Source organism: Serratia sp. CY33802, assembly GCF_052169095.1.
In the GTDB taxonomy this organism is placed as follows: domain Bacteria; phylum Pseudomonadota; class Gammaproteobacteria; order Enterobacterales; family Enterobacteriaceae; genus Serratia; species Serratia bockelmannii.
The window spans coordinates 64368-80426 of the sequence record NZ_JBJNLL010000001.1 but is presented as its reverse complement, the minus strand read 5'-3'; the positions used below and the strand labels follow the sequence as shown (position 1 = coordinate 80426).

Genomic DNA, 16059 nt, shown 5'->3' with positions numbered 1-16059 from the left:
CTGTGGGTTGCGCCCCTTTTTTTATCGTGCCGCCGCGTTGCTTACAGCTGCATGCCCAGCGTCTGGCGCAGATGCGCGCCGGCCCCCAGCAGGCCCGGTTGGCCATGGGTTATCATGAACACCGGAATGTCTCGCACATAGTCGCGGAAGCGCCCCTTGTCTTCGAAAGCGGCGCGGAAGCCCGAGGCCTTGAAGAATTCCATAAAGCGCGGCACGATGCCGCCGGCAATGTACACGCCGCCAAAGGTGCCCAGATTCAACGCCAGGTTGCCGCCGAAGCGCCCCATGATCACGCAAAACAGCGACAGCGCGCGGCGGCAATCGATGCAGCTGTCAGCCAACGCCCGCTCGGTGATGTCTTTCGGCTCCCATTTTTCCGGCAGGCGGTTGTCCGCCTTGACGATGGCGCGATACAGGTTGACCAGGCCCGGCCCGGACAGCACGCGCTCGGCGGAAACGTGCCCCACTTCACCGCGCAGCACCTCCAGAATAATGTCTTCTTCTTCGCTGTTCGGCGCGAAATCGACATGGCCGCCCTCGCCCGGCAGGCTGACCCAGCGGCGATCGACGTGCACCAGGTGGGCAACGCCCAGCCCGGTGCCGGCACCGTACACCGCGATCGGTTTGCCCGGCTGCGCATCGCCGCCGCCAAACTGCAGCACGTCGTCCGGCGAGAGCATCGGGATCGCCATCGAGACGGCGGTGAAATCGTTGATCACTTCCAGATGACTCAGCCCCAGGCTGGCCTTCATTTCTTTGATAGAGAACGCCCAGCTGTGGTTGGTCATCGCCACCCAGTCTTCCGTCACCGGGCAGGCGATCGCGATACAGGCATCCTGCACCTCGATATCGCACGCTTTCAGGTAGTGGCGGATCACCGCCTCCAGGCTGTCGAACTCCAGGCCGGAATAGGTTTTCGCCTGGGTAATTTCACCCGTCGCAACAGTGCACAACGCCAGGCGGGCATTGGTGCCGCCAACATCACCCACGAGGGCATAGGTCATTGATTTCGTCTCCGCAAAATGAAAAATAAAAAGCTGCCCACACTGTAAAATCCTGCTGCGAAAACAACAATCACCCGCCTCGGATCTGCGCCCCAATAGCGATCCGGATCACAAAAAACGTTTCAGCTTGCCTGTGATGCCGCGATTTGAAACAAATTGCGGCAAAAAACGCGCCGCCGCGACTGTTAACCGTCATCGACGCCGGGCAATATCAATGCGTGCCTGCTCGCCGATAGTCTGGCAAGCTGTGGCCACTGCCCAACCACCCGCTCTCCCTGCCCTGCATGGAGGCATCGACAAGGGATTATCCATGCTGCATCCGCGCGCCAATGCCATGTTGGCCTTTGCTTTGCCTGCGCTGATTATCGGTTCCGCCTCCAGTCTGGTGCTGCTATTGATGATGAAAGTCGCCGCTACGCTGCAGCAATGGCTGTGGGTGACGCTGCCCGACGCGCTGAGCCTGGATGCCCAGGCACCCTGGTGGCCGCTCGGCATGCTGACGCTGACCGGTGTGGCGGTCGGCCTGATCGTGCGCTATATGCCGGGCCATGCCGGGCCGGATCCGGCGACGGAATCGCTGATCGGCATGCCGCTGCCGCTCTCCGCCCTGCCGGGGCTGGGATTGGCGCTGATCGTCGGCCTGGCCGGCGGCGTCAGCCTGGGGCCGGAGAACCCGATCACCGCCATCAATATCGCGCTGGTAGCGGCGGCCGGCGCGCGCCTGCTGCCGAAGGTGCCGCGCATGGACTGGATCATCCTGGCGGCCGCGGGCACCATCGGCGCGATGTTCGGCACGCCGGTCGCCGCCGCGCTGATCTTCTCGCAAACCCTGGCGGGCAATAACGAAACGCCGCTGTGGGATCGGCTGTTCGCCCCGCTGGTGGCCGCCGCCGCCGGCGCGGTCACCACCCAGATGTTCTTCGTGCCCAATTTCGCCCTGCAGCTCGACGCCTACGACGTAACGCGACTGCCGGACATCTTCAGCGGCGCCATCGTGGCGCTGATCGCCATCGCGCTCGGCATGGTGGCGCTGTGGTGCTTCCCACACGTTCACCGCCTGTTCCATTCGATGAAGAATCCGGTGTTGATGTTAGGACTGGGTGGCTTTGTGCTGGGCCTGCTGGCGCTGGTGGGCGGAGAGATTACCCTGTTCAAAGGGCTGGATGAAATGAAGCGCCTCGCGGCAGACGGCAACTATTCGGTGCCGGCGCTGTTGACCGTTACCCTGACCAAGCTGGCGGCGCTGGTGATCGCCGCCGCCAGCGGCTTTCGCGGCGGGCGCATCTTCCCAGCGGTGTTCGTCGGGGTGGCGCTGGGGCTGATGCTGCACCAGCACGTTCCGGCGGTGCCGGCGGCGATCACCGTCTCCTGCGCCATTATGGGGCTGGTGCTGGTGGTCACGCGCGACGGCTGGCTCAGCCTGTTCATGGCAGTGGCGGTGGTGCCGGATCTGCACCTGCTGCCCGTCTTATGCATCGTGATGCTGCCCGCCTGGCTGACGCTGGCAGGCAAACCGCTGATGCTGGTGAACCGCCGGCAACCGCCGCACGACGATTAGTCCAGCGCGAACGCCGCGGCGGCGCGGGCGTGGATCGCGGTGGTGTCGAACACCGGCACCGACGCATCCCGCTCGCTCACCAGCAACCCTATCTCGGTGCAGCCGAAAATAATCCCCTGCGCGCCCTGTTGCTCCAGGTCGCTGATGATCCGGCGATACTCATCGCGCGAGGCGTCGCGAATGTTACCGAGGCACAGCTCGTCATAGATGATGCGGTGCACGATGTCACGATCGGCGCTGACCGGCGTCACCACATCAATGCCGTGCAATTCCTGCAGGCGGCCGCGGTAGAAGGTCTGCTCCATGGTAAAACGCGTGCCCAGCAGCCCGACGCGGCGAATGTTTTTTTCCCGCACCTGCAGCGCCGTGGCGTCGGCGATGTGAATCAGCGGCAGGCCGCTGGCCTGCTCGACCGCCTCCGCCACCTTGTGCATGGTGTTGGTGCAGATCACGATGGCTTCGGCGCCGGCGGCGCGCAAAGCCACGGCGGCCTCGGCCAGCAGCCGGCCGGCACCATCCCAATCGCCCTGATGCTGCAAGCGTTCAATTTCCTGAAAATCGACGCTGTAGAGCACGATTTTGGCCGAATGTAGCCCGCCGAGGCGCGCCTTTACCTGCTCGTTGATGGTGCGGTAATACGGAATGGTGGATTCCCAACTCATGCCGCCCAGCAGACCCAACACTTTCATCCTTCGTTCCTCAGCATTTCCGACGATCCTCTGACCTTACCTGAGAATCGCCGGGCTGACGACGCCTTATTTGACGCCGGAATTGATCGGCTGGCGCGCTTCGAACCAGCGCTGGCGCAGCGTGTCGTACAGCCAGTTATAGGCCATGGTGTACGGCAGGAAGAACAGGAAGAAACCGATTTCCAGCATAAACGCCTGCGCCCAGGAGATACTCAGCATCCAGGCGGCGATCGGCACGCCGATCAGGATAAAACCGGCTTCAAAGCCGACGGCGTGCAGCGCACGCACCTTCAGGTTACGCATCACCCGGCTGGCCGGCCACAGGCGGTCGAACACCGTGTTGTAAACCATGTTCCACAGCATCGCGACGGTGGAGAGCATCACCGCCAACGCACCGACCTGCACCATTGAGCGGTTCAGCAGCCACGCGCCCAGCGGGGCGCAAACCATCACGGCGATGGCCTCGAAACCGACGGCGTGGACGATACGTTCAATGAGAGACTTGTTTTGCAGTTGCATACATCACCTTTTTTTCAACAGTTGTTGCGAAAGCCAGGTGATTATCATCGCTTTTTTGGGTAGATTAAAAATAGATTCCATCGATAAAGTAGATACATGCACTATTCACCGGAAGCGTTACAGGCGTTCGTGGAAGCCGCCGCCCTCGGCTCATTTTCCGCCGCCGCGCGCAAGCTGCGTAAAAGCCAATCCACCGTCAGCACCGCCATCGCCAATCTGGAGGCCGACCTGGCATTAACGCTGTTCGATCGCAGCGCGCGCCAGCCGGTGCTCACCGCCGCCGGCCGCAAAGTGCTGGGGCACGTACAGGCGATCCTCGCGGCCAGCGAACGGCTCGATGCCCTGAGCATTCAGCTGGCGGGCGAGGTTGAACCGCGCCTGAGCATGGTGTTTTCCGATACCTACCAGCCCAAGCATCACGATCGGTTAATGCAGCTGTTCGAACAGCGCTACCCGGAAATTGAGCTGGAATGGATGATCGCCGAGGAAGGCGACGTTATCGATCTGCTGCAAAGCGGCCGCGCGCATTTGGGCATGGTAGAAGTGCAAAAACGTTATCCGCCGGATATCGCCTTCTCCCGGCTGCCTGAGCAGACCGAAATGGGGCTGTTCGTCGCCCATCAGCATCCGCTGGCGCAGGTCGCCGCGCCGACGCCAGAGCAATTGTCCAGCACCCGCCAACTGATCCTCAATACCTACACCGGCGCCGAGGCGGCCAGACAGGGTGGCCTGGTCTGGTCGGCGCCCAGCTATCTGCTGTTGCTGGAGATGGCGGAACAAGGATTCGGTTGGGCGGTGTTGCCGCACTGGCTGGTGCAGCAATACGGCCACGGCAGGCTCACCCAGCTGCGGCCGCGCGGCTGGCCAAAACTGATTTCGGTGGATGCGGTATGGTCCAAACTGACCCCGCCGGGCCCGGCGGGGTTCTGGATGCTGGAGCGCCTACTGGGCGATACCCTGCCCTAAGCGGCGGCGTTGCGCGCCTGAATGGCGCGGGAGACGGTATCGAGAAGTTCCGGAATGTCCATCTTCGGCAGCATCACTTCGATGAAGGCCAGCCGTTCGTCGTCCGCTACCACGCGCAGCGCCTGACGCAATCCGTCCGGATCGCTGACCCGCAACGCCTTCACCGGCCGCTCGCCGGCCAACGCCGGCGGTAACTGCGTCCAGTTCCAGCGCGCGATGTCGTTATAACGTTGATCCGGCCCGTGGATCGCGCGTTCAACGGTATACCCCTGATTGTTCAGCACGAAGATCACCGGCTTAAGCCCGTCGCGCAGCATCGATCCCAGTTCCTGCACGGTCAACTGCGCGGCGCCGTCGCCGATCAGCAATACTGCCCGACGCTGCGGTTCGGCAGTCTGCACGCCGAACGTCGCCGGCAGGGTATAGCCGATCGATCCCCAGAGCGACTGCACGATCAGCCGGCAGCCGCGCGGCAACGTCAGCGCCGCCGCGCCGAAACAGGCAGTGCCCTGATCGGCCAGCACGATATCCCCCGGCCGCAGGAAATCCTGTATCTGCCGCCAGAAGGCGTGCTGATCCACCCCTTCCCCATTGCCTTCCGGCAGGGCCGGGCGGACGATCGGCGGCAACGGCCAACGCGACGCCAGCGACAGACTCAGGCGATGCAGCGCCTGTACCGCCTCGCGCATCGGGATGCGGCTAAAACACCGCCGCCCAACCCAGGCTTGGAACGGCTGAATATCGATGCATTTTTCCACCGGCAGATGATGCGTGAAACCGGCGGTAATGGTGTCGGTCAAACGCACCCCGACGTTGATCACCACATCGGCGTTTTCGATAAGCTGTTTCACCGCCGGATCGCTGGCGCCACCGCAGTAGGTACCGACAAAACCGGCGCGGTTCTCATCCAGCACGCCTTTGCCAAGCAGCAGCGTAGCGTGCGGAATGTCGACCTCCTGCAGCCACTCGTCCAGCACCCCTTCGGCGCCGAAGCGATCGGCCAGGAAATCCGCCAACAATGACACCCGCCGCGCCGACAGCAGCTTTTCGCGCGCCGCGGCGATAAATGCCTGCAATGCGCTCTGCGACAGTTTGGCCTGGCGCAGCATCAGCGGCGCCGGTTTACTCGGCAGCGGCGCCTGCGCGACGTCGCTGGGCAACATCAGATAAACCGGGCGATGTTCCAGCAAGGCGACGCCGATCAGGCGGTCTATCTCCATCGCGGCGTTATCGGCGGTCAGATTGGCCTGCGCGACGGTCACCTCTTTGGCGATCCGGGCGAAGTGGGTGAAGTCGCCATCCCCCAGCGAATGATGCAACAAATCACCGGCGCGCTGGGCGCGCTGCGCCGGGGTGCCGACCACGTGGATCACCGGCAGGTATTCGGCGTAGCTGCCGGCCACCCCGTTCAACGCGCTTAGCTCGCCGACGCCAAACGTGGTGAGCAGCGCGGCCGCCGGTTTGCAGCGCGCGTAGCCATCGGCGGCGTAGGCGGCGTTCAATTCGTTGGCGCAGCCTACCCAGGTGATTTGCGGATGAGCGAGAACATGATCAAGAAATTGCAGGTTGTAATCCCCCGGCACGCCGAAGAAATGACGGATGCCGATTTGGGCCAGACGATCGAGAAGATAATCGGCCACCGTATAGGTCTGAGTCATGATCATCACCTGTCTGCAGCTGGAGCGATTATCTTAATTATCGAAGATGCCGTTCAAATTTCGAACAAACGCTCCGGCATCGAACGGCAACCTGGCGTTACATGCCGGCGCTGTGATCGCTCCCCCGGCAGCGTGGTGTGGAAACGTATACACTCAAAGCACTTCACCTCTCGCCGACAAGGATAACTATGTCCTACCAAGCCTCCCCTACGCGTTATCAAGATATGGAATACCGGCGCTGTGGCCGCAGCGGGCTGAAGCTGCCCGCCGTCTCGCTCGGGCTGTGGCACAACTTCGGCGACGCCACGCTGTATGACAACGCCCGCGGCCTGATCCGCTGCGCCTTCGATCGCGGCATTACCCATTTCGATCTGGCCAATAACTACGGCCCGCCGCCCGGCGCCGCCGAGGAGAACTTTGGCCGCATGCTCAACGCCGATCTGCGGGCCTGGCGCGATGAGCTGATCGTCTCATCCAAAGCCGGTTACACCATGTGGCCCGGCCCCTACGGCGATTGGGGCTCGAAAAAGTACCTGGTCGCCAGCCTCGATCAGAGCCTGAAGCGCATGGGATTGGAGTATGTGGATATCTTTTACCACCACCGGCCGGATCCGGACACGCCGCTGGAAGAAACCATGGCGGCGCTGGATTTGTTGGTGCGCCAGGGCAAAGCGCTGTATGTCGGCCTGTCCAACTACCCGGCCGAGCGCGCGCGGCAGGCGTTCGACATTCTGCAGCGGCTCGGTACGCCGTGCGTGATCCACCAGCCCAAGTATTCGATGTTGGAACGCACGCCGGAGGCGGAATTGCTGGATACGCTGGCGGAGCATGGCGTCGGCGCGATCGCCTTCTCGCCGCTGGCGGGCGGCCTGCTGACCGACCGCTACCTGCACGGCGTCCCGCAAGATTCCCGCGCCGCCAGCGGCAGCCGCTTCCTGCAGCCGGAGCAGTTGACCGACGAGCGGCTGGACAAGGTGCGCCGCCTCGATGCGCTGGCGCGGCAACGCGGGCAGAAGCTGTCGCAGATGGCGCTGGCCTGGGTGCTGCGCGGCGATCGCGTTACCTCGGTGCTGATCGGCGCCAGTAAGAATGCGCAGATAGAAGACGCGGTGGGCATGCTGGCCAATCGTCACTTCAGTGAAGAAGAGCTCGCGCAGATCGAGAAAATCTTATTGTAATCGTTTACAAATTCCGCCGCTCAATCGAGCGGCGAGACTCCAGAAAAATCTCAAATCTTGGCCTCCCGCACCGTTTTCAGAGTGGCTCTCAGATTCAACCCTATGCGCTGGCGCTATGATGCCGATATTGCAGCAAAATAACGATAAGGCCGCTTTTTTAAACTGATGAACGCGCTTCATAAAGTGACAAACGGCCAAGCCGCGCAAGCGGGAAGGAGAAGCCATGTTTAAACCTCTGCTCTTGGCCGCCATCTTGGCGGCGACGGTACTGCCCGCCGCACAGCAAGCACACGCCGAAGGGATCAGCATCGATCTGATGCCGGGCGTTTCACTGCGCATCGGCGATCAGGACAATCGCGGCCGTTACTGGGACGGTTACGACTGGCGCGATCGCGACTGGTGGCAAGGCCATCAGGGGCGCTATCTCGGCGACCGCAGCCGTCGCGGTTACTACTGGGACGGCTATCGCTGGCGCGACCGCGACTACTGGCGCAAACACTATTACTATCATGAAGGACGCTATCGTAAATACGACAAGCATTACGATAAGCACCATTGGAAGAAAGAGAAAAAGCACCACCACGATCATGACCGCGATCGCTGGCGCCGCCACGGCGATGACGACCGCGATTAACGACGACGGGCCGGCGTAATGCCGGCCCGCGTTTTTTTGCCTACAGCACGCTGCCGATCAGCAGGTAGCCGTTCAATCCCACCACCACCAGTACGATCAGCTTGCCCAGGTTTTGCACCAGCGGGCCGTTGACCATTTCCCCCATCAGCGCCCGATTACCGGTAAAAGCCAGCAGCGGCACCAGCGCCAGCGCAATGCCGAAGCTGAGCAGCACCTGGCTCAGCACCAGAATGCGCGTGGCGTCCATTCCCAGCATGATAACGATAAACGACGGCAGCATGGTCACCGCGCGACGCAGCCACAGCGGGATATGGAAATGCACAAACCCCTGCATCACCACCTGCCCCGCCAGCGTGCCCACCACGGTAGAGGAGAGACCGGCGGCCACCAGGCTCAGGCCAAACACGGTGGCGGCGGCTTGCCCGAGCAGCGGCTGCAGCGTCAGGTAAGCCACGTCGAGATCGGCGATGCCGCTGTGGCCGCTGAAATGAAACGCGGCGGCGGCAGTGGCCATCATCGCCAGGTTGACGAAACCGGCGATGGTCATGGCGACGGCGACGTCGACTTTGGTGGCGGCATAGCGCTCCGCCTTATCGTGCTCACCGCCGACTTGGGTAAGCGACGAATGCAGATAGATCACGTGCGGCATGATGGTGGCACCCAATACCCCGGCGGCCAGAAATACCGCATCGCCGTTAGGCAGATCGGGCAGCGCCATCCCCTTCAGCAACGGCGCAAACTGCGGCTGAGAGAATGCCAGCTCGACGATGTAAGCGGCGGCGACGAACAGCAGCAGGCCGCCAATCACCCGTTCCAGCGGCTTTTGCCCGCGTTTTTGCAGCATCAGAATTAAAAAGGTGGCGATGCCGGTCAGCACCGCGCCCTGCAACAGGGAAATCCCGAGCAGCAGCTTGAAGCCGATCGCCGCGCCGATAAACTCGGCCAGATCGGTCGCCATGGCGATGATCTCCGCCTGCACCCAATAGGCCCACACCGCCGGCCGCGGAAAGCGATCGCGAATGTGCTCGGCCAGGTTTTTCCCGGTGGCGATGCCCAGCTTGGCAGACAACAGTTGGATCAGCATCGCCATCACGTTGGCCCAGACCACCACCCACAGCAGGCTGTAGCCGAACGAGGCGCCGGCCTGGATGTTGGTGGCGAAGTTACCGGGATCGATATAGCCGATAGCGGCGATGAAGGCGGGCCCCATCAGCGAGAGTTTGATTTTTCTGGCGGAGCGACCGGGGGTGGTTTCAACCACGCGACTGTTCAGCATATGTTGAACCCTTACTGAAATTACGTTTATCTCCACTCTATATAAATGATAATAATTATCAAGCGCATTTAGAGCGGTAAAACTTATCTCTGTAATAGCCAACATTAATGGTTTTATCGAAGGGTCCGACACCAAGCATGCCGATTTCCGTGCTTTTGGGATGGGATTTTAGCTGCAATACCCCTGAAAGACAGGTTAGCACAAGAATACGAATTTCCTATCTCTGCGTTAACATCTTGATTTTTTATGCTTTTGCGCAACACTTTAGGAGAATTCCCGCTATGATTTTCCATATTTGCAATAGAAGTCTCGTTTTTAAACGTAGCGTTACATAAAATGACAGCCGAAATTCAGCCTGCCTCAAATTTGGAGCAAACATGTCCCATATTGCGCACTTTGCGTTGGCGATAGTAGTGGTGGCGATCCTGGCCCTGTTGGTGTGCCGCGATCGTAAAAGCATCCGCATTCGCTATGTTATTCAATTACTGGTTATCGAAGTACTGCTGGCCTACTTTTTCCTGCATTCGGAAGCGGGTTTGGGCTTCGTAAAAGGATTCGCCGCGCTGTTTGACAAACTGCTCGGGTTTGCAGGACAAGGGACTGATTTCGTGTTCGGCGGCATGGGCGACAAAGGCCTGGCGTTCTTCTTCCTGAAGGTGCTGTGCCCGATCGTCTTCATTTCGGCGCTGATCGGTATTCTGCAGTACATCAAAGTGCTGCCTTTCATCATCCGCATTATCGGTACCGTGCTGTCGAAAGTGAACGGCATGGGCAAGCTGGAGTCGTTCAACGCCGTCAGCTCGCTGATCCTGGGCCAATCCGAAAACTTCATCGCCTACAAGGATATCCTGGGCAAGATGTCGGAAAAGCGCATGTACACCATGGCGGCAACCGCGATGTCTACGGTGTCCATGTCTATCGTCGGCGCCTACATGACCATGCTGGACGCCAAGTTCGTGGTGGCGGCACTGGTATTGAACATGTTCAGCACCTTTATCGTGCTGTCGCTGGTCAACCCGTACGACACCAATAAAGAAGAAGAGCTGCATCTGGGCAATCTGCACGAAGGCCAGAGCTTCTTCGAAATGCTGGGTGAATACATCCTGGCCGGCTTCAAAGTAGCGATTATCGTCGCCGCGATGCTGATTGGTTTCATCGCCCTGATCGCCGCGCTCAATGGCGTATTCAGCGCTATCTTCGGCCTGAGCTTCCAGGAAATCCTCGGTTACTTCTTCTATCCGTTCGCCTGGATCATGGGCATTCCTAAACACGAAGCCCTGCAGGTCGGCAGCATCATGGCCACCAAGCTGGTTTCCAACGAATTCGTGGCCATGATGGAGCTGCAGAAAGTCTCTGCCGAGCTGTCGCCGCGCAGCCTGGGGATCCTGTCGGTGTTCCTGGTGTCCTTCGCCAACTTCTCTTCCATCGGCATCGTGGCCGGTGCGATCAAGGGCCTGAACGAACACCAGGGCAACGTGGTGTCGCGCTTTGGTCTGAAGCTGGTGTACGGCTCTACGCTGGTCAGCATCCTGTCCGCTTCCATCGCGGGTCTGGTGCTGGGCTAAGCCTCGAACCGACGACGATAACAAGGCGCCTGCGGGCGCCTTTTTTATTGCTTGGCATTCGGCGAAGGATAAATGACGAAAAGCAAAAAGCCGACCCTAGGGTCGGCTTTTTAAATTGTGGTGGAGCTAGACGGGATCGAACCGTCGACCTCTTGCATGCCATGCAAGCGCTCTCCCAGCTGAGCTATAGCCCCACAAAAGTGGTACGCGTTGACCGGCGTTACGGTATTCCCCAACCTCTCTGAGAAGAAGGTTGGTGGAGCTAGACGGGATCGAACCGTCGACCTCTTGCATGCCATGCAAGCGCTCTCCCAGCTGAGCTATAGCCCCGTTCCACAATCACTTTGTGCTGTGAACGGGGCGCATAATATGAAACCCATTCAAAGCTGTCAACGGCTAAATTGAATTACTGAATCAAGCGTTGAAAAAGCCGCCAAATCAGCATGTTTGGCGCCAAAAAATCATCAGTTTGTGCAGAGTTCATCCATTTTGCGCGCTACATCTCAAAATAGCAAAAGACCCTGCATATCACGTTGATTTTTAATTAACGGAATGTTAGCGAAATGCGCTTGAGTCGGGCTCCCGAGCGGCATAGACTGCCCGCGCCATAAACTTTATTACTATAAACCGAGTCCGTCATGTCTTTGCATTCACCAAAAGAAATCGCCGCCCTCGCCGTTCAGGCCGGGGTAAACAAAAGCCGCGCCCCTCTCGCTAATCTGTTGATTCTGGGCTTTCTCGCCGGCGCCTTTATCGCCACCGGCTTCCTGCTGGATATTCACGTCATCGGCACCCTGCCGGCTGAATGGGGCTCTTTCGGCGCCCTGTTGGGCGCCGCGGTCTTCCCTATCGGTTTGATCCTGACCATTCTGGCCGGCGGCGAACTGCTGACCGGCAACATGATGACCTTGCCGATGGCCTGGTTTGCCCGCGAAATCCCCGCCATCGCCGTGCTGCGCAACTGGTTTTGGGTCACTCTGGCCAACCTGGCCGGCAGCGTGGCCGTCGCGTACTTCTTCGGCCATTTGCTGGGCCTGACCGAAGGCGCGTTCTTGCATAAGACGCTGGCGATCGCGCAGGCCAAAGTGGATGCGGACTTCCTGCACGCCTTCATTTCCGGCGTCGGTTGCAACTGGCTGGTGTGCCTGGCGGTGTGGTTAGCCTTCGCCAGCAAAGATGTGCCGGGCAAAGTGATCGGCATGTGGTTCCCTGTCATGGCTTTTGTCGCCATCGGCTTCCAGCACGTGGTGGCGAATATGTTCATCATCCCGGCGGCCATCTTTGCCGGCGGGATGGGTTGGGAACAGTATCTGCCTAATTTCGTCGCGGTATTTCTCGGCAATGCGCTGGGCGGCGCCGGCTTTGTCGGGCTGATGTATTTCATCGCCTACCGTCCGGGTTTGCCGGCCGGCGAACAAGCCTGACAGCAAGCAATAAAAAAGCCCCGGGATCGCTCCACGGGGCTTTTTCATTTACGGCGTATCAGCCTAATCAGGCCTGGGCTTCACGCTCGGCGATGTAAGCCAGCGCCATATCGATACGCTGCAGCGAGCGCTTCTGGCCGATCGCATGCACGGTCACGTCCATGCCCGGCGACTGGCCGGCGCCGGTCACCGCGACGCGCAGCGGCATGCCGACTTTGCCCATGCCGACACCCAGCTCATCCGCCGTGCCCTGAATGGCGTCGTGCACATTTTCCGGCGTCCAGACGGTGATGGCGGCCAGCTTGGCACGCACCGCTTCCAGCGGCTGACGCGCGACCGGGCGCAGGTGCTTCTTGGCGGCGTCGGCGTCGAACTCGCTGAAGTCTTCGTAGAAGTAACGGCAAGACTCCGCCATCTCTTTCAGCGTCTTGCAACGCTCTCCCAGCAGCTTGACAAGGTCTTTCAGTTCCGGACCGTTGCGGGTTTCAATGCCCAGTTGCTCAACGTGCCATGCCAGATGCACCGCCACTTCTTCCGCCGGCATATGGTTGATGTAGTGGTGGTTCAGCCACTGCAGCTTCTCGGTGTTGAAGGCGCTGGCGGATTTGTTGATCGCTTCCAGCGTGAAGAACTCTTTCATCTCATCGATGGAGAAGATCTCCTGATCGCCATGGGACCAACCCAGGCGCACCAGGTAGTTCAGCAGCGCCTGCGGCAGATAGCCGTCGTCGCGGTATTGCATAACACCCACGGCGCCGTGGCGCTTGGACAATTTTTTACCGTCGTCGCCGAGGATCATCGACACGTGCGCATATTCCGGCACCGGCGCGCCCAGCGCTTTGAGAATGTTGATCTGGCGCGGGGTATTGTTGATGTGGTCTTCGCCGCGGATCACATGGGTGATTTCCATGTCCCAGTCATCGACGACGACGCAGAAGTTATAGGTTGGCGAACCGTCGGTGCGGCGGATGATCAGATCGTCCAGCTCCTGATTGCTAAATTCGATCGGGCCGCGAATTTTGTCGTCGAAGATCACCGAGCCTTCCTGCGGGTTGCGGAAGCGCACCACGTGCGGCTCGTCATCGGTGTGGCTGCACTGGCTGTCGCGGCAGTGGCCGTCGTAACGCGGCTTCTCGCCGTTTTCCATCTGCTTCTCACGCAGCGCTTCCAGGCGTTCCTTGGAGCAATAGCATTTATAGGCCGTGCCCTGCTCCAGCATCTCGTCGATGACCGCGTTGTAGCGATCGAAACGCTTGGTCTGGAAATACGGACCTTCATCCCAATCCAGGTTCAACCAGTTCATGCCATCCATAATTGCGTCGATCGCGTCCTGGGTCGAACGTTCCAGATCGGTATCTTCGATACGCAGAACGAACTCACCGCCCGCATGGCGGCTGAACAACCAGGAATAAAGTGCGGTACGCGCGCCGCCGACGTGAAGATAGCCAGTCGGGCTCGGTGCAAAACGGGTTTTGATTTTCATTGGGTTCACTGCCTTATTACGCAACGCGTGTCGGCGATGGCCGACGATTGCTCGGAATTGAAAAAAGAGTGGACGACATTGTATCACCACGCGCTAATTCCTCAACGCCGACACGATATTGCGCCGGTCGATTTCGCGCATTTTGCGGCGAGTTTCGCATAGCGTTGCGCAAAGAATCGGCGCTGCTGGCGATAATTATCGCGCCCTGCCTAAATTTGCGGCGAACGATTGAAATCATTTTAAAAAGCGTTGACTCACTTTGAACTATCCCTATAATGCGACTCCAACAAGACGGGGCGATTAGCTCAGTTGGTAGAGCATCTCCTTTACACGGAGGGGGTCGGCGGTTCGAGCCCGTCATCGCCCACCATCTTGTTGAGAAAAATGAGAACGAATGAGGGTGATTAGCTCAGTTGGTAGAGCATCTCCTTTACACGGAGGGGGTCGGCGGTTCGAGCCCGTCATCACCCACCATCATTCTCTCGTTTAGCAGTACCTGGAAGTCCTGAAGTGGGTGATTAGCTCAGTTGGTAGAGCATCTCCTTTACACGGAGGGGGTCGGCGGTTCGAGCCCGTCATCACCCACCACTTCTGCGGGTCGTTAGCTCAGTTGGTAGAGCAGTTGACTTTTAATCAATTGGTCGCAGGTTCGAATCCTGCACGACCCACCAATTCAGAAAAAAGCGCCTTTTGGCGCTTTTTTCGTTTCTGCACTATCCGACTCTGACTTCATCTTTCGCCGGCATAGTTTACCGAGTCGTGCAGGATGAAGAACCGTAGAGGTTCGAGCATCGCGCAGCGATACGACAACGCGCAGCGTTGCCCGCAGGGTGAGGCCACAGGCCGAATCAATCCTGCACGACCCACCCATTCAGAGAAAAGCGCCTTTTGGCGCTTTTTTCGTTTCTGCCTCACTCACTGCCCCTATCTCCTTATTCTTTCTGTATTCACTACGCGCTGAGATACGAATGGTTATCATTTTGGCGGCTTGAATGGTAAATTAGCGGGCATACACCACGCAGCCAATCCGCCGCCGGATTGATACGCCTTAGTTCAAGGAAAGAAAGAGCCCGCTCATGACCCTATCCTTACGCCAGCTGTTCATTGCATTCATCGCCACTTCCAGCCTGCTGCTCAGTGGCTGCGGCCCGGACGACAAGAGCGACGGGCAGAAACCGTCCGCCCCCGCTGCCGACAGCAGTTGGCCGCGCACCATCGACAGCGCCAAAGGGAAATTCACGCTGGAAAAACCGCCGCAGCGCATCGTGTCCACCAGCGTCACCATCACCGGCACGCTGCTGGCGATCGACGCCCCGGTGGTCGCCAGCGCCGCCACCAGTCCAAATCCCCTGGTGGCCGATCAACAAGGCTTCTTTACCCAATGGAGCGAAGTAGCCAAACAGCGCCACGTAGAACGGCTGTATCAGGTGGAACCCAATGCCGAAGCCGTCGCCGCCGCCGCGCCGGATTTGATCGTCGTCGCCGCCACCGGCGGGGATTCAGCGCTGAAGCTGTACGATCAGCTGTCCGCCATTGCGCCGACGCTGGTGCTCGATTATGGCGACAAAAGCTGGCAACAGCTGGCCAGCGAGCTCGGTGAGATCACCGGTCACGAAGCCGGCGCCAAACAGGCGGAAGATCGTTTCGAACAGCGCGTGGAGCAAGTGAAGCATGCGATCGCGCTGCCGCCGCAGCCGACCACGCCGCTGGTGTATGCCGACAACGGCCGCGAGGCCATGCTGTGGACACCGGGCTCCGCCCAGGGCAAGCTGCTCACCCAGCTTGGCTTCCAATTGGCCATCCCGCCGGAAAGCGCCAAAGGCAACGCCAGCATGGGTAAACGCCATGACATCATCCAGATCTCCGGCGAAAAAATGGCCGAAGGCCTGAACGGCAAAACCCTGATCCTGTTCGCCACCAATGAGCGCAAAGTGCAAGAGGTGCTGACCAACCCGTTCCTTAAACATCTGGAGCCGGTGGAACAGCGGCACGTCTACGCCGTCGGCAACGACACCTTCCGCCTCGATTATTACAGTGCCACCAACATGCTGAACCAAATCGAACGGCTGTTCAAAAAGCCCTGAACCACGCCGTCGGCAGGCCAG

At 59.7% G+C, this 16059-nt stretch carries 13 protein-coding genes, 6 tRNA genes and 1 other RNA gene; 12 read left to right on the top strand and 8 right to left on the bottom strand.

The genetic code is table 11. The annotated features are described in order from the left end of the window. Positions 1-41: 41 nt before the first annotated feature. Entirely contained in the window at positions 42-1004 is a 963-nt protein-coding gene (gene glk / locus ACJ8HA_RS00420; RefSeq protein WP_060447972.1) for a glucokinase, read from the bottom strand. A gap of 310 nt (positions 1005-1314) precedes the next feature. On the opposite strand from glk, the gene ACJ8HA_RS00415 reads away from it, so the two are divergent. Further along, a complete protein-coding gene (locus ACJ8HA_RS00415) occupies positions 1315-2562 on the top strand; it encodes an ion channel protein (protein ID WP_025303755.1) in 1248 nt (415 codons plus the stop codon). On the opposite strand, the gene ACJ8HA_RS00410 is transcribed toward ACJ8HA_RS00415, so the two are convergent. Further along, the gene (locus tag ACJ8HA_RS00410) at positions 2559-3251 is read right to left on the bottom strand and encodes an aspartate/glutamate racemase family protein (protein ID WP_025303756.1); all 693 of its coding nucleotides are present in this window, start codon (positions 3249-3251) and stop codon (positions 2559-2561) included. The genes ACJ8HA_RS00415 and ACJ8HA_RS00410 overlap by 4 nt on opposite strands. 66 nt (positions 3252-3317) lie before the next feature. Further along, positions 3318-3770 (bottom strand): multidrug/biocide efflux PACE transporter, encoded by a 453-nt coding sequence (locus ACJ8HA_RS00405; RefSeq protein WP_049203745.1) that lies wholly within the window; start codon positions 3768-3770, stop codon positions 3318-3320. Between the two features lie 96 nt (positions 3771-3866). Between ACJ8HA_RS00405 and ACJ8HA_RS00400 the strand changes: the two genes are divergently transcribed. Further along, positions 3867-4736 (top strand): LysR family transcriptional regulator, encoded by an 870-nt coding sequence (locus ACJ8HA_RS00400; RefSeq protein WP_025303758.1) that lies wholly within the window; start codon positions 3867-3869, stop codon positions 4734-4736. Here the strand turns inward: ACJ8HA_RS00400 and ACJ8HA_RS00395 are convergent. Next, positions 4733-6394, bottom strand: a complete 1662-nt coding sequence (locus ACJ8HA_RS00395) for an alpha-keto acid decarboxylase family protein (protein WP_442515155.1) — start codon at positions 6392-6394, stop codon at positions 4733-4735. The two genes, ACJ8HA_RS00400 and ACJ8HA_RS00395, sit on opposite strands and share 4 nt — an antisense overlap. Before the next feature lie 188 nt (positions 6395-6582). Here ACJ8HA_RS00395 and mgrA point away from each other — a divergent pair, with 188 nt between their 5' ends. Together mgrA and ACJ8HA_RS00385 are read left to right on the top strand one after the other, a co-directional pair. Next, positions 6583-7572, top strand: a complete 990-nt coding sequence (gene mgrA / locus ACJ8HA_RS00390; protein WP_099816968.1) for an L-glyceraldehyde 3-phosphate reductase — start codon at positions 6583-6585, stop codon at positions 7570-7572. Positions 7573-7795: 223 nt separating this feature from the next. Continuing rightward, positions 7796-8206 (top strand): DUF2502 domain-containing protein, encoded by a 411-nt coding sequence (locus ACJ8HA_RS00385; protein WP_025303761.1) that lies wholly within the window; start codon positions 7796-7798, stop codon positions 8204-8206. A 40-nt stretch (positions 8207-8246) separates the two neighbouring features. On the opposite strand, the gene ACJ8HA_RS00380 is transcribed toward ACJ8HA_RS00385, so the two are convergent. After that, positions 8247-9482: an Nramp family divalent metal transporter gene (locus ACJ8HA_RS00380; RefSeq protein ID WP_025303762.1), complete on the bottom strand. Its 1236-nt coding sequence runs from the start codon at positions 9480-9482 to the stop codon at positions 8247-8249. A 377-nt stretch (positions 9483-9859) separates the two neighbouring features. Between ACJ8HA_RS00380 and ACJ8HA_RS00375 the strand changes: the two genes are divergently transcribed. Next, positions 9860-11047 (top strand): NupC/NupG family nucleoside CNT transporter, encoded by a 1188-nt coding sequence (locus ACJ8HA_RS00375; RefSeq protein WP_004936373.1) that lies wholly within the window; start codon positions 9860-9862, stop codon positions 11045-11047. Between the two features lie 118 nt (positions 11048-11165). On the opposite strand, the gene ACJ8HA_RS00370 is transcribed toward ACJ8HA_RS00375, so the two are convergent. Continuing rightward, a tRNA-Ala gene (locus ACJ8HA_RS00370) sits at positions 11166-11241 on the bottom strand. A 60-nt stretch (positions 11242-11301) separates the two neighbouring features. Next, positions 11302-11377 (bottom strand) — tRNA-Ala (locus ACJ8HA_RS00365). A 308-nt stretch (positions 11378-11685) separates the two neighbouring features. Between ACJ8HA_RS00365 and ACJ8HA_RS00360 the strand changes: the two genes are divergently transcribed. Then, on the top strand, positions 11686-12471 hold the full coding sequence (locus tag ACJ8HA_RS00360; protein WP_043143749.1) for a formate/nitrite transporter family protein: 786 nt from the start codon (positions 11686-11688) through the stop codon (positions 12469-12471). A 67-nt stretch (positions 12472-12538) separates the two neighbouring features. On the opposite strand, the gene gltX is transcribed toward ACJ8HA_RS00360, so the two are convergent. Beyond that, complete coding sequence (gltX, locus tag ACJ8HA_RS00355; protein WP_025303764.1) at positions 12539-13954, bottom strand: glutamate--tRNA ligase; 1416 nt, start codon at positions 13952-13954, stop codon at positions 12539-12541. Positions 13955-14248: 294 nt separating this feature from the next. Here gltX and ACJ8HA_RS00350 point away from each other — a divergent pair. From ACJ8HA_RS00350 to fepB, 6 genes are all read left to right on the top strand, one after another. After that, positions 14249-14324, top strand: a tRNA-Val gene (locus tag ACJ8HA_RS00350). Positions 14325-14352: 28 nt separating this feature from the next. Next, positions 14353-14428 (top strand) — tRNA-Val (locus ACJ8HA_RS00345). A gap of 38 nt (positions 14429-14466) precedes the next feature. Then, positions 14467-14542: transfer RNA gene (locus ACJ8HA_RS00340), tRNA-Val, on the top strand. Between the two features lie 7 nt (positions 14543-14549). Further along, a tRNA-Lys gene (locus tag ACJ8HA_RS00335) sits at positions 14550-14625 on the top strand. A gap of 74 nt (positions 14626-14699) precedes the next feature. Next, positions 14700-14823: non-coding RNA, RtT sRNA (locus tag ACJ8HA_RS00330), on the top strand. A gap of 207 nt (positions 14824-15030) precedes the next feature. After that, a complete protein-coding gene (gene fepB / locus ACJ8HA_RS00325) occupies positions 15031-16038 on the top strand; it encodes a Fe2+-enterobactin ABC transporter substrate-binding protein (protein WP_442515154.1) in 1008 nt (335 codons plus the stop codon). Positions 16039-16059 lie beyond the last annotated feature (21 nt).

Bases quoted from the DNA above. Each gene is read 5' to 3' on its own strand.
- glk (WP_060447972.1), bottom strand. From the start codon at position 1,004: ATGACCTATGCCCTCGTGGGTGATGTTGGCGGCACCAATGCCCGCCTG.
- ACJ8HA_RS00415 (WP_025303755.1), top strand. From the start codon at position 1,315: ATGCTGCATCCGCGCGCCAATGCCATGTTGGCCTTTGCTTTGCCTGCG.
- ACJ8HA_RS00410 (WP_025303756.1), bottom strand. From the start codon at position 3,251: ATGAAAGTGTTGGGTCTGCTGGGCGGCATGAGTTGGGAATCCACCATT.
- ACJ8HA_RS00405 (WP_049203745.1), bottom strand. From the start codon at position 3,770: ATGCAACTGCAAAACAAGTCTCTCATTGAACGTATCGTCCACGCCGTC.
- ACJ8HA_RS00400 (WP_025303758.1), top strand. From the start codon at position 3,867: ATGCACTATTCACCGGAAGCGTTACAGGCGTTCGTGGAAGCCGCCGCC.
- ACJ8HA_RS00395 (WP_442515155.1), bottom strand. From the start codon at position 6,394: ATGACTCAGACCTATACGGTGGCCGATTATCTTCTCGATCGTCTGGCC.
- mgrA (WP_099816968.1), top strand. From the start codon at position 6,583: ATGTCCTACCAAGCCTCCCCTACGCGTTATCAAGATATGGAATACCGG.
- ACJ8HA_RS00385 (WP_025303761.1), top strand. From the start codon at position 7,796: ATGTTTAAACCTCTGCTCTTGGCCGCCATCTTGGCGGCGACGGTACTG.
- ACJ8HA_RS00380 (WP_025303762.1), bottom strand. From the start codon at position 9,482: ATGCTGAACAGTCGCGTGGTTGAAACCACCCCCGGTCGCTCCGCCAGA.
- ACJ8HA_RS00375 (WP_004936373.1), top strand. From the start codon at position 9,860: ATGTCCCATATTGCGCACTTTGCGTTGGCGATAGTAGTGGTGGCGATC.
- ACJ8HA_RS00360 (WP_043143749.1), top strand. From the start codon at position 11,686: ATGTCTTTGCATTCACCAAAAGAAATCGCCGCCCTCGCCGTTCAGGCC.
- gltX (WP_025303764.1), bottom strand. From the start codon at position 13,954: ATGAAAATCAAAACCCGTTTTGCACCGAGCCCGACTGGCTATCTTCAC.
- fepB (WP_442515154.1), top strand. From the start codon at position 15,031: ATGACCCTATCCTTACGCCAGCTGTTCATTGCATTCATCGCCACTTCC.